11 protein-coding genes and 1 tRNA gene are annotated in these 12173 nt (G+C 43.9%); 7 read left to right on the top strand and 5 right to left on the bottom strand.

The features are described 5' to 3' along the window. The first annotated feature begins 107 nt into the window (after window positions 1–107). The 4 genes from R7E00_RS15975 (at window position 108) to R7E00_RS15960 (ending at window position 2472) form a co-directional block, all read left to right on the top strand. Window positions 108–184, top strand: a tRNA-Trp gene (locus tag R7E00_RS15975). 474 nt (window positions 185–658) lie between these two features. Beyond that, window positions 659–991: a DUF1904 domain-containing protein gene (locus R7E00_RS15970; RefSeq protein WP_005381768.1), complete on the top strand. Its 333-nt coding sequence runs from the start codon at window positions 659–661 to the stop codon at window positions 989–991. A 12-nt stretch (window positions 992–1003) separates the two neighbouring features. Then, window positions 1004–1840 carry a penicillin-insensitive murein endopeptidase gene (gene mepA, locus R7E00_RS15965; RefSeq protein WP_017633932.1) on the top strand — a complete coding sequence of 279 codons (837 nt, stop codon included), beginning with the start codon at window positions 1004–1006 and terminating at the stop codon, window positions 1838–1840. Between the two features lie 323 nt (window positions 1841–2163). After that, window positions 2164–2472, top strand: coding sequence for a hypothetical protein (locus tag R7E00_RS15960; RefSeq protein WP_005381765.1), 309 nt, complete (start codon window positions 2164–2166; stop codon window positions 2470–2472). A gap of 42 nt (window positions 2473–2514) precedes the next feature. On the opposite strand, the gene R7E00_RS15955 is transcribed toward R7E00_RS15960, so the two are convergent. The 3 genes from R7E00_RS15955 to rdgC all read right to left on the bottom strand — a co-directional run bounded on the left by R7E00_RS15955 (window position 2515) and on the right by rdgC (window position 5252). Further along, window positions 2515–2769, bottom strand: a complete 255-nt coding sequence (locus tag R7E00_RS15955) for a YfhL family 4Fe-4S dicluster ferredoxin (RefSeq protein WP_005381763.1) — start codon at window positions 2767–2769, stop codon at window positions 2515–2517. Window positions 2770–2771: 2 nt separating this feature from the next. Further along, window positions 2772–4172: a tRNA 5-hydroxyuridine modification protein YegQ gene (yegQ, locus tag R7E00_RS15950; RefSeq protein ID WP_005381754.1), complete on the bottom strand. Its 1401-nt coding sequence runs from the start codon at window positions 4170–4172 to the stop codon at window positions 2772–2774. Window positions 4173–4337: 165 nt separating this feature from the next. Continuing rightward, entirely contained in the window at window positions 4338–5252 is a 915-nt protein-coding gene (gene rdgC, locus R7E00_RS15945) for a recombination-associated protein RdgC (protein WP_005381753.1), read from the bottom strand. Window positions 5253–5476: 224 nt separating this feature from the next. Here rdgC and phoB point away from each other — a divergent pair, with 224 nt between their 5' ends. From phoB to R7E00_RS15930, 3 genes are read left to right on the top strand one after another with little or no spacing between them, the layout of a single operon-like run. After that, a complete protein-coding gene (gene phoB, locus R7E00_RS15940; protein ID WP_005381752.1) occupies window positions 5477–6166 on the top strand; it encodes a phosphate regulon transcriptional regulator PhoB in 690 nt (229 codons plus the stop codon). Between the two features lie 40 nt (window positions 6167–6206). Beyond that, window positions 6207–7505, top strand: coding sequence for a phosphate regulon sensor histidine kinase PhoR (gene phoR, locus R7E00_RS15935; RefSeq protein ID WP_005383667.1), 1299 nt, complete (start codon window positions 6207–6209; stop codon window positions 7503–7505). Beyond that, window positions 7505–8464, top strand: coding sequence for a PstS family phosphate ABC transporter substrate-binding protein (locus R7E00_RS15930; protein WP_085569938.1), 960 nt, complete (start codon window positions 7505–7507; stop codon window positions 8462–8464). The genes phoR and R7E00_RS15930 overlap by 1 nt, the downstream gene beginning before the upstream one ends. A gap of 34 nt (window positions 8465–8498) precedes the next feature. Here the strand turns inward: R7E00_RS15930 and ppx are convergent, their stop codons facing one another. Both ppx and ppk1 read right to left on the bottom strand, forming a co-directional pair. Next, window positions 8499–10004, bottom strand: a complete 1506-nt coding sequence (gene ppx, locus R7E00_RS15925; RefSeq protein ID WP_005381749.1) for an exopolyphosphatase — start codon at window positions 10002–10004, stop codon at window positions 8499–8501. Next, window positions 9988–12078, bottom strand: coding sequence for a polyphosphate kinase 1 (gene ppk1 / locus R7E00_RS15920; protein ID WP_005381748.1), 2091 nt, complete (start codon window positions 12076–12078; stop codon window positions 9988–9990). Before ppk1 ends, ppx begins: the two co-directional genes overlap by 17 nt. Window positions 12079–12173 lie beyond the last annotated feature (95 nt).

Here is a 12173-nt window from a genome sequence, read left to right as displayed (position 1 = left end):
GGTAGTTCAGTTGGTTAGAATACCGGCCTGTCACGCCGGGGGTCGCGGGTTCGAGTCCCGTCCACTCCGCCACTTATTTGAGCGTCGTCTCAATAAACACGAATTACAGGGGTGTAGCTCCAATTGGCAGAGCAGCGGATTCCAAATCCGCGTGTTGGGAGTTCGAATCTCTCCACCCCTGCCATACTCTAAAGCCTCAGCAGTAATGCTGGGGCTTTTTTGCATCTGAAGAAAAGAGAATCTGACTAGTTGGAGAGCTGTCGATTCCTCTGATACCAAAGTATCGGGGGATTGAAAGTTCATATCTCCGGGATATTGGTCCACTTCACCTATCCCCCATGTTCATAACCTCTGGCTTAGGTCAGGGGCTCTTTTATTCCTAACGTATAGTTTCGGCGTCAGGTGTATGTTTATCCAACGAATATGGCATACCTTTGCTTCAGATAGTTTTATTTTCTAGTAATGTAATTATTAAATGTTGATGTATCGCTTTGCTCTTTCTGTTTTACCTTCGAATTTTCATAACGCTTTTTCTTCGTTATCGAGCACATCTGATTCACAATCTATTGAAAGGTCAGTGGTTACATTGGCTTGGATGATTACTGACTTGGTTCCTGTTATCATCATGCATTGATGCTAATAATTAGGAAGTAAGTTTATGCCACATTTTCGATTCCGTGCTGTAGAGCCACAAGCTGTTCAGGCATTATCAAAACCCCTTACGGATGAACTTCAGCCTCTAATGGACTGTCCGCGTGAGGATTTTACTTTTGAGTATATCTACACTACGTTTTTCAATGAGGGTGAGGTGAGTGCTGCATATCCTTTTGTCGAAGTGCTTTGGTTCGACCGTGGCCAGGAAGTGCAAGATGAAGTTGCCAAGCTTATTACGCAACAAGTGCGCGGTATCGCTGGTGCCGATATTGATGTTGCAGTTATCTTTTCCGCCTTATCTCCTAAAGCTTATTACGATAATGGCGAACACTACTAAAGGTTAAAGGCTATGAGGCTGAGTTTCATTGTAACTTTGGGTTTATGTTTCTCAGCTTCAGTATGTTCTACTCCTTGGGAGTCTGCGGTTAATCCTACCCGAAACTCTTCCTCCTCTATTGGTAGTTATGCTAACGGTTGTTTAGATGGTGCATTACCCTTGCCTCTCGATGGCGTTGGTTATCAAGTCTTACGTAGTAAAACGAAGCGCTACTATGGGCACCCTAAAACGATAGAGTTTATTGAAAATCTGGCGCTTAAAGCTCATCAAAATCTCAACACCACTCTGTTGATTGGTGATTTGTCTTTACCTAGAGGTGGAAGGTTCTCCTCTGGTCATTCTAGTCATCAAACCGGGTTAGATATCGATATCTGGTTAAGACTTGCTGACCAACCGCTTTCTTATAACGAATTACAACTTCCTAAGCCCATGAGTGTGGTGGATTTAAAAGGTTATTCCATACTTAATCATCGCTGGGAAGAACGGCACTTTAAGCTAATTCGGTACGCTTCAAAAAGTAAGGATGTTGCACGAATTTTTGTACATCCTGTTATTAAGGAGCAACTTTGCTTGCAAGAAAACGGCAAAGATCGTTCTTGGTTACGTAAAGTACGTCCATGGTGGGGGCATCATTACCACTTTCACGTCAGGTTGTCTTGTCCTGATTCGAGCGACTATTGTGTTGATCAAGCACCACCTCCAGTAGGCGATGGCTGCGGTGTTGAGCTTGCAAGTTGGGCCCCGAAAGCAAAACCTATTGATACCCCTCCACGGGTAAAAACAACCTCTAAGCCCAAACGAAAAAAAGTCGTTCCACCTCAATGCTTGCCGCTTATCAATCCTAATTAGTGTTACTCTTCAGGTTTATCTGTACTTGGTGATCTCTTTTATGAAACTGGAGAAACATCATACTTTTGTCTACATTGAATAGTACCAATACAAAAACTAACCCAATTAGTTTTGGGGACATATTATAGAAATCTAAATTAAACAAAGAGTTGTAGTATGGGTAAGTTGTAACTTCTCTGTTTAGAAAAAGATCTTTCGTCACGATACTCTGGTTTCTTAGCAATATGTCTGTCAGTTGGCTAAAAAGCGATAACAACGCAGACAAGTGTGTAAGGCAGGGATATGCCCTTTTCCTGTTAGAAGAGTAAATCAAGGACAAAACCATGACTATGATTTGTGCAAAAGAATTTGCAGAGTGGTTAAGACACAGATTTAGCAGTGATACTAAAGGAGTCTCTTTGACTCGAGAGGATGTGAATCACCTGACTGGGCGTCAACGCCTTGATCCGGGTTTTGTTAATGATGTGCATTATGAGCTGATGCAATATGGAATGGCTTTCGTTACTGATACGAGCCGAGAAAACTTTTATTTAATACCTGTTTCTCAAGCGGAAAATTGGCGTGAGAGACTAGAGTATCATTTTGAAAAAGAGCTGTTCTGCAATATTATCCCTATTGAAAAATCAGGTTGAGAAAAGGTTCAACTTTGATGCCAAAGTTGAACCTAATTGCTCTTATGCTAACCCTTGAATAATCACGAATTTTTCAAGCAACTGCTCTTCAGTTTCGACATGGTTCGGATCAGTGATTATGCATTTTGTAATTGGACACACTGACTGACAGGTCGGCTTTTCGTAATGCCCCTTACACTCTGTACATAGCGCTGGATCAATTTCGAAAATGCTCTCTCCCATACTGATTGCCCCATTGGGGCATTCGGGATCACACATGTCGCAGTTAATGCATTTATCAGTAATGAGCAAGGCCATGGTTACTTACCAGTCGGGTTACGGGTGTCCTGCCCTGAGTTTAGATTACGCATTAATAGGCCATATTCTAAATCTAGCTCTGCTGGTACTGGAATGAATACAAAGTGACCGTTTCCTTTCGCGTCTTCAATAGACTCTGACTTGCGGTTTTCCATTGCCTCTAGCGTGAAAACAATATTGCCTTTTGGCGTCATTAGTTCAAGGCTATCACCGACAAGAAACTTATTTTTTACTTCTACTTCAGCCATGTCACCACGACGTTTGCCAGTGAATTCACCAACAAACTGTTGAGCATCAGAGACTGAGTAACCGTAATCGTAGTTTTGGTAAGTATCGTGTGTATGACGGCGTAGGAAGCCTTCAGTGTAGCCACGGTGAGCTAGGCTTTCTAGTGTACCCATTAGGCTTTCATCGAATGGTCGACCTGCTACAGCATCATCAATTGCTTTACGATAAACTTGAGCGGTACGTGCGCAGTAGTAGAACGATTTAGTACGACCTTCAATTTTCAATGAGTGAACACCCATCTTAGTTAAGCGTTCAACGTGCTGAACCGCTCGTAGGTCTTTAGAGTTCATGATGTAAGTACCATGCTCGTCTTCGTAAGCTGCCATTTTTTCTTCTGGACGGTGTGCTTCAGAAAGTAGAACGACTTCATCTGTTGGTTTGCCGCGACCAATTGTGGTTTCAGGACGCTCGTCTTGTACTTCGACAGGCTGTGCTTCCGTCGGGTCGAATTTCTCTACGATGTCACCAGCGTCGTTTTCTTTACCCTCTTCAACTTTGTATTCCCAGCGGCATGCGTTAGTGCAAGTGCCTTGGTTAGGGTCACGTTTGTTGATATAGCCAGAAAGTAGGCAACGACCAGAATAAGCCATGCATAATGCACCGTGAACGAATACTTCAAGTTCAGTTTCAGGGCAATGCTCACGAATTTCTTCGATTTCTTCTAGAGATAGCTCGCGAGAAACGATCACACGTTCCACGCCATTCGCTGCCCAGAACTTAACGGTCGCCCAGTTTACAGCGTTCGCTTGTACAGAAAGGTGAATTGGCATTTCTGGGAAAGCTTCACGAACCATCATAATTAGGCCTGGATCTGACATGATCAATGCGTCAGGACCCATCTCTACGATTGGCTTAAGATCACGGATGAACGTTTTTAGCTTCGAGTTGTGTGGTTGAATGTTACATACCACATAAAGCTTTTTGCCTAGGGCGTGGGCTTCATCGATACCGATTTTTAGGTTCTCGTGGTTAAACTCGTTGTTACGTACGCGAAGGCTGTAGCGAGGTTGGCCAGCGTAAACTGCATCTGCCCCGTAGGCGAATGCGTAACGCATGTTTTTCAGGCTGCCCGCTGGAGATAGTAGCTCAGGCACGAATGCTTTCTCAGTTGTCATTGCTCAATTCTCTTTTATCTGATCACAAGTCAGGCCAATTCCACCTAATGGAAATGGGGCGCAAATTTTACGTCAAAATGTGAACTGTGACTAGGGTAATTGTGCTTCAGATAGAAAAACGCCCTCAAAAAAAGTGAGGGCGTTATGGTTAACCTTTATACAAAATTAAGCGTTAGGATTCGGTAAGCCGCCTAGCGCATCGTATAGGTTGGGAAGGAAAGCACTGAACTCTCCACACATTAGAGAGAAGTCTGCATCAAATCGAGCTGCTTGATCTTCACGTGGAATATCATCGTTTTGATCTTTCAATTCATCAGAGAATTTTAGACGTTTGATGCCTGCATCTTCCGTCATAATGAACTCAATACGATCTTGCCAATTAAGCGCAAGTTTCGTCACGACTTTATCCGCAGCGATGTGGTTGCGGATTTCATCAGTGGTTAGCTCTTGCTTCTTACAGCGAATCACACCACCTTCTTCAAGTACGGATTTTAGCTCAGCTTCGTCCATCATGCTGATACCTTGAGGTGTGTCACCGCTTTTCACCCACTCGGTTAGCGTAGTTTCAATCGCCACTTCTGGAATAGCAGGAACAACAGGTAGACTACCCATGGTTTTACGAAGCAATGCTAATACATCTTCTGCTTTTTTATAGCTGCTTGCATCAACAAGGATAAAACCTTCTTTTGGCATGATGAGCACGTGAGTGTGGCTGCTGCGGCTGAATGCGCGCGGCAGTAAATCCATTACGATGTCATCTTTCAGGTTGTCTTTCTCTTTCTTCTTCAGAGGACGACCTTCTTGCGCTTCCATTGCTTCTACTTTTGCATTCAATGATTCTTTGATCACAGAGGCAGGTAGCATTTTCTCTTCTTTCTTGGCGCAAATCAGAATGCGGTTTTCTGACACGTGAGTCATCATATCGCCATGTCTACCCATTGCACTGACCCAGCCAAATTTCTGTTTGTCTTGACTGCCACACGGGGTGAATCGGAATTCAGACAGCTGAGTTTCTAGTTGTTCGGCGTTAAAAGTAACCTCGCGGTTAACGCGGTATACCAGACAGTTTTTAAACCACATAAATCTTCTCTAGGCTTGATGACAAGGGACTAATCATAGGGAATTTTTGTGCTGATGTCTTAATAGAAATGAAAAATATCCGAATGAACCTCAAAAGAAAGTTATATGAAAATTTGTTTTCAAAGGTCACAAAAGTGTCATAATTGGTAGTGATAATGCTTATGCATAGAGAGGCGCTTTGTCTCTTAAATTCATTAGCTCAACGAACATAAGGTTACTCAATTATGTCTAGAAGGATTCTGGTTGTTGAAGACGAAGCTCCTATTCGCGAAATGCTGTGCTTCGTACTTGAGCAGAAAGGTTACCAAGCGGTAGAAGCGGAAGATTACGATACTGCAGTAACCAAACTGGCTGAACCCTTCCCTGATTTAGTTTTACTGGATTGGATGTTACCAGGCGGTAGTGGCATTAACTTCATCAAACATATGAAGCGAGAGGAATTAACGCGCAACATTCCAGTTGTGATGCTTACCGCTCGTGGTGAAGAAGAAGATAAAGTGCGCGGTTTAGAAGTCGGTGCGGATGACTACATTACTAAGCCATTCTCTCCTAAAGAGTTGGTTGCACGCCTAAAAGCGGTGATTCGTCGCGTTACCCCTACTGCACTAGAAGATGTAATTGATGTACAGGGATTGAAGCTTGACCCTGTATCGCACCGTGTTACGGCTAATGATGCGCCATTAGACATGGGCCCTACAGAATTTAAGATGCTTCATTTTTTCATGACGCATCAAGAACGCGTATACAGCCGTGAGCAGCTATTAAACAATGTTTGGGGCACTAACGTGTATGTCGAAGACCGTACGGTTGATGTTCACATTCGCCGCCTGCGTAAAGCATTGGAAGCTGCAGGGCATGATAAGCTGATCCAAACTGTTCGTGGTGCTGGATACCGCTTCTCGACGAAGGCATAAATTAACACGCAGCTTATCGGTACCATTTCTGGAGTTATGAGTGGTTGAAAGATTAACGTGGAAAAAGCTGGCTTGGGAGCTGGCTTTTTTTTACACCCCATGGGTGATAGTAGGTTGGATATTCGGTTATATGCCGTGGTTGCTTTTGGCTGCTACGGCATTGCAGCTTGTGTGGCATTTGCATAACCAAGTACGTTTATCTTCTTGGTTATGGGATGAAAAACGCCTCACGCCACCATCTGGTAGCGGTAACTGGGAATCTTTGTTCAATGGGTTGTATCGCTTACAACAGCGCCAACGCCGCAAACGAAAAGAGCTTACTAATCTTATTCGTCGATTCCGAAATGGTGCAGAATCGCTACCCGATGCGGTAGTGGTATTCCGTGCTGAAGGCAATATTGTTTGGTGCAACAAGCTGGCTCAGCACTTACTGGGCTTCCATTGGCCAGAAGATTCAGGTCAACCTATCTCCAATCTCATTCGTACACCTGATTTTATCAAGTACCTCAACAAGAAAGACTTTTCAGAGCCATTAGAAATGCGTTCACCACTCAATGTCGAACGCATGCTAGAACTACGTATCGTACCGTATACCGAAGGTGAACATTTGATGGTGGTGCGTGATGTTAGCCAGTTAAAACAACTTGAGGGAATGCGTCGCAACTTCTTTGCCAACGTATCTCATGAACTGCGTACACCAATGACGGTGCTACAAGGTTATCTTGAGATGACAGAAGATCCTGATATGGTCGTGGGTCCTATGTGGAGCAAAGCTCATGGTGTCATGACGGAGCAGCTTAACCGCATGAACAGTTTGGTGAACCAACTACTGACACTATCTAAAATTGAAGCGGCACCTATGCATGAGCTTGAGGAAGTCGTGAATGTGCCCGCGATGCTTGAAGTGTTAGAAAAAGAGGCGGTTAGCCTTAGTGGGGACAACCAACATAAATTGAAATTTGATGTTGATGCTAGCCTACGCGTGCTGGGCGATGATGACCAGTTACGTAGTGCTATCTCTAACCTCGTTTATAATGCCGTCAAATACACACCGCCTGGTGCGAACATTAATGTTCGTTGGTTCCAGACCTCTCAAGGCGCATGCTTAGAGGTGGAAGATAGTGGTGATGGTATTGAACCTCAGCACCTCCACCGACTTACTGAGCGTTTTTATCGAGTGGATAAAGCAAGATCACGTGATACTGGTGGAAGTGGTTTAGGGCTTGCCATTGTAAAACACGCGCTGAGTCACCATGACTCTCATTTAGAAATTCACAGTGAAGTAGGCGTGGGTAGTAAGTTTTCTTTCGTATTGCCTGAGCGTTTGGTGGTGAAATAATGGCTTTACGATTAGCAAAAACATTCAGTTTATTCGCGCTTGTTTGTTCTTTTATGGCTGCCGCTCAAGATAAACCATTGCCGAGTTATCATAAAACGACGGGGATTGTCGGGAACTTGCTCTCTGTTGGCTCCGATACACTTGCGGGTATGACAACGCTTTGGGTTGAAGAGTTTAAATCCATTTACCCGAATATTAATGCGCAAGTCCAAGCGTCTGGCTCTTCTACTGCCCCTCCAGCATTGACCGAACAAACAGCTCAGTTTGGTCCCATGAGTCGCCCTATGCGTTTAAGAGAGATAGAAGCGTTTGAACGTGAACATGGCTACAAGCCAACGGCGCTTAGGGTAGCCATCGATGCAATCGGTATTTTTGTTCATCAAGATAATCCAATTCAAGGTCTTAACTTTAGTCAATTAGATGCTTTGTTTTCTGCCACGCTACGCTGTGGCGAAAGTCAATTTGTAACAAACTGGCAGCAACTCGGTCTTGAATCACAGTGGGCAAAGCGAAACGTACAGTTGTTTGGTCGTAACTCCGTTTCTGGAACTTATGGTTACTTCAAAAGTAATGCCTTGTGTGGCGGCGATTTCAAGACTCGAGTTAACGAGCAGCCAGGCTCCGCGTCAGTAGTGCAAGCTGTAGCGTCAACCATCAGTGGAATTGGTTATTCCGGTGTTGGTTATCGAGTGGCAGGCGTGCGCTTAGTCCCTGTGGCTAAAATGGGAAATGACTACGTGACTCCAACGCGAGAACATATTGTTAGTGGTAAGTACCCACTATCACGTTACTTATATGTTTACGTGAATAAGCACCCTGATTACCCATTAACACCAATTGAAGCTGAGTTTATTCGCTTTATCTTTTCTGCTCAGGGACAAGCGTTGGTTGAGAAAGATGGTTATGTGCCCATTACGGCAGACTTTGCAGAAGAAGAGTTAAAAAAAGTCGGCCTGTAAGCCGACTTTTTATTTAGGTATGGACAGTACGAGATCAGAAAGTGAGTGTCCACTTCGCGCTGTCCCAACGTTCTTGTTCTTCCTGTAAATCCGCGTGAAGTAATTTATTGTTTTCTAGCCATGCTTCATCTGTGCATGTGAGAATCCATTCGTCATTTTTGATAGATAAGGTGATATCAGGCAATGGATCTTCATTACGCTGCCCATTTAATACGATAGAAAGTCGTAATATTTTGATGAGGCTTATAACGTCACTCTGTTTATAGAGGTTGAAATCTGGTAGTTCTTGCAATTTGAGCGCTTTACGCTGGAAGCGAGCTAATGTTGCAAGCACTAATTGCTGCTCACGGTTGAAGCCTTGTAGGGTGGAGTGCAACAGAATATAAAAAGAGTGGCGATGGAAACTACGCAAGTTAATACTTAATCCGACTTCATGAAGCAACGCTGCCCACTCTAGTAAGTCAAATAACTCACTCTTTTTCTTAATGCCTAGTTCAGAGCGTACCTGACATAACATCTCACGTGCATGCCCCTTAACACGAGCTGCATGCTCTAAGTCGACCCGGTGCTTGTTGGCTAAATTTTCTGTGGTGCGCATGCGAATATCGGAGCGCGCAAAACGCTCTTCCATTTCGTACAACAGGCCTTCGCGCAGAGCACCATCGGAGAAAAACATCTGCTCAATGCGAAGCGCTTTGAAAATCGCGGACAAAATCGCTACGCCTGCTGCGAATACGGGTTTACGTTCTTCTGTTAGACCAGTCAGTTCAATATCTTCAATTGAATCAAATTTACACAGAGTTTCGATAAGTGTATCCAGTCGACTCGCTGTGATCAGGCCATCTTCAAAACCTAATCCTACTAGCACTTCTTGAATCGCTTTGATGGTTCCTGATGAGCCGAGAGCAATATCCCAGCCCTTTTTACGATATGTTGAGGCGATGGACTCGAGTTTTTGTTCGGCCGCTAACATCGCCTTACTGAAGTTTTTGCCTGACAGTTTGCCGTTTTTAAAGTATTGCTCTGTAAAACTGACGCATCCCATCTGTTTACTGTTGAGAAGCTCAGGCTCAAATTCTTGTCCAATAATCATCTCGGTACTGCCGCCTCCGATATCGATGACTAGTTTGGAGTTGGATTCTACTTGAGTGTGCGCGACACCTAAGTAAATCAGGCGGGCTTCTTCTTCTCCAGGGATAATTTCTATTGGGAAAGGCATCACTTCTTTTGCACGCTCGATGAAAAGGTGGGCATTTTTAGCGCGTCTTAGTGTGTGTGTGGCGGCGATACGTACATTTGACTCATCAAGCCCTTGCAACCTTTCAGCGAACATGGCTAAGCATTCTAGCGCACGCTCCATTGCGGCGTGACTTAAGTTCAATTCACTGTCGAGTCCTGATGCTAAGCGAACACGTTGTTTATGACGACTAACCAGTTGTAGGTCACTGCCAACAACTTTGGCCACCACCATATGGAAACTGTTTGAGCCGAGGTCTATCGCGGCAATGTAGCGAGTATCTTGTTCAAGTATTTGAGGCATCTGAATTTTGTTTTCTAGTTTGCTTTTCTATATTTTTAAGATAGTCATAGATAGCGATTTGAGAGCGAACTTTTTTGCGATTACCTCGTGGTACGTAAGCGTTACTCATTTCTTTATCTATTAAACGAGCCTTTACTGTATCGGTAAAATGGATATTCGTTATATCAATAATTCTCTGTTTCAAACGTGGATCACGGACTGGTACTGCTACCTCGATACGGTGATCAATATTTCTTGTCATCCAGTCTGCGGAGGAGATATAAACTTGCGGATCGCCATCATTGTGGGTGATCACCACGCGAGGGTGCTCAAGAAAGCGGTCAACAATACTGATGATGCGAATATTGTCGCTGATCCCCTCAATGCCCGGTACTAATGAGCACATACCTCGAATGATCATGTTTATTTTTACACCGGAAGTACTTGCTCCATAAAGCTTATTGACGATGCCTTTATCGACTAGGTTATTGACCTTGATCGTAAGAGCGGCTTTTTTCCCTAGCTTGGCATTCGCAATTTCATTATCAATTAAGCGGTAGATTTGGGTTCGAGAATTACGAGGAGATACCATAAGGTGATTGAACTTCACTGGTCGGTATGGATTCTCAATGTAACCGAAGACATTACGGACTTCATTAGTGATTTCTTGATCTGCCGTAAGCAGGGAGAAGTCGGTATAAATTCGTGCCGTCTTCTCATGGAAGTTGCCTGTGCCGATGTGTGCGTAGCGAATAATTTCTTCACCTTCGCGGCGGCTAATCATCAGTAGCTTTGAGTGAATCTTAAGACCAGGCGCACCAAAGATGACGTGCACACCCGCTTCAGTTAATACTTTTGACCATTCGATATTGGCTTCCTCATCAAAGCGAGCTTGCAGTTCGACGACCACAGTGACATTTTTGCCGTTGTGCACCGCATCAATTAAAGAGTTCATCAAGCGAGAATCTTTCGCGACGCGATAAATGTTAATCTTGATACTAAGTACTTTGGGATCGAAGGAGGCTTGGCGCACTAACTCACTAATGTGGTCAAAAGTGTGGTAGGGATAATAGAGCAGAATATCTTTCGCTTTAATCGCGTCAAAGCTGTTGGCATAACCTTCGAAATCGGCACATTTCATTGGCGGGAGAGGTTTATTTTCAAGATATTCTCGTCCAACATTTGGAAAGCCGATGAAGTCTTTAAAGTTGTGATAGCGTCCGCCGGGGATAAGGTTATCGTAGTTAGAGATATTAAGTTTGTTACACAGAAACTCTAACATTTGAGGCGGCATATCGCGTTCGTAGACGAAGCGAACGGGCTTTGCTGTCAGTCGCTGATTGACACCCTCTGACATTTGTTCAAGCAAGCTGTACTCGATTTCATTGCGTAAATCGTATTCAGCGTCACGCGTCATTTTCATCGCATAGCCGCTAAGCTCATCATAATCAAAAAAGCCTTTGAACAGCTCGTCCAAACAGTGGCGGATAATATTATCAAGTAAGATGATGGTTTTTCGACGCTTTCCTTTCTGTTCTGGTACCATCACAAAGCGGGGAAGGTGATCGGTCGGAATTTCGATCAGAGCGTACTGGTAATGTTCTTCTTTACGCAGTTCTACGGCGATGTAAGCGTACTCGTCTTTGAGAAATTGCAGAACATCGATCTCGTCTTTCATTAGGAGGGGAGTGATATGCGGCATTACCTCTCTACGGAAGTATTTCGCGATCCACTTTTGTTGCGATTCATCCAGTTGTTGCTCGTTGACCAAGAAAATGCGACGTCGCGCCATTTCTCGAATCAACTCGCTGTAAAGCTCATCAAATTGTTCGTTAAGCTTTAGTGCTTTCGACTGCATTTTGGTTAACAGTCGTTTAGGGCTATCACTGCCACCGCGCTCTTGGCTGATTAGGATTCTGCGCTTCACGTCCGCAAAGCGTACTTTGTAAAATTCATCTAAATTGTTGGAAAAGATCCCAAGAAAGCGAATACGTTCGATCAAAGGGACGGTTTTATCGGCAGCTTCTTGTAATACTCGTTCGTTGAAAGACAACCAACTCAGTTCTTTTTCTATATATAGTTTTTCTGCGCTCATAACCTTACCTAGCCAAAAGTGAAGTATTACGTACTCATCTTGGAAAAATGGATGAGTGAGAACATTATGAGATTTTCATTACAGATTTATTTCAT

This window comes from Vibrio sp. Vb1755 (assembly GCF_033338635.1).
GTDB classification, from domain to species: domain Bacteria; phylum Pseudomonadota; class Gammaproteobacteria; order Enterobacterales; family Vibrionaceae; genus Vibrio; species Vibrio alginolyticus.
This window is presented reverse-complemented; position numbering and strand designations above follow the sequence as displayed.

Coding starts and splice junctions, on each gene's coding strand:
- rdgC (WP_005381753.1), bottom strand. CDS start 5,252: ATGTGGTTTAAAAACTGTCTGGTATACCGCGTTAACCGCGAGGTTACT.
- R7E00_RS15960 (WP_005381765.1), top strand. CDS start 2,164: ATGACTATGATTTGTGCAAAAGAATTTGCAGAGTGGTTAAGACACAGA.
- R7E00_RS15970 (WP_005381768.1), top strand. CDS start 659: ATGCCACATTTTCGATTCCGTGCTGTAGAGCCACAAGCTGTTCAGGCA.
- yegQ (WP_005381754.1), bottom strand. CDS start 4,172: ATGACAACTGAGAAAGCATTCGTGCCTGAGCTACTATCTCCAGCGGGC.
- R7E00_RS15930 (WP_085569938.1), top strand. CDS start 7,505: ATGGCTTTACGATTAGCAAAAACATTCAGTTTATTCGCGCTTGTTTGT.
- ppx (WP_005381749.1), bottom strand. CDS start 10,004: ATGCCTCAAATACTTGAACAAGATACTCGCTACATTGCCGCGATAGAC.
- phoB (WP_005381752.1), top strand. CDS start 5,477: ATGTCTAGAAGGATTCTGGTTGTTGAAGACGAAGCTCCTATTCGCGAA.
- R7E00_RS15955 (WP_005381763.1), bottom strand. CDS start 2,769: ATGGCCTTGCTCATTACTGATAAATGCATTAACTGCGACATGTGTGAT.
- mepA (WP_017633932.1), top strand. CDS start 1,004: ATGAGGCTGAGTTTCATTGTAACTTTGGGTTTATGTTTCTCAGCTTCA.
- ppk1 (WP_005381748.1), bottom strand. CDS start 12,078: ATGAGCGCAGAAAAACTATATATAGAAAAAGAACTGAGTTGGTTGTCT.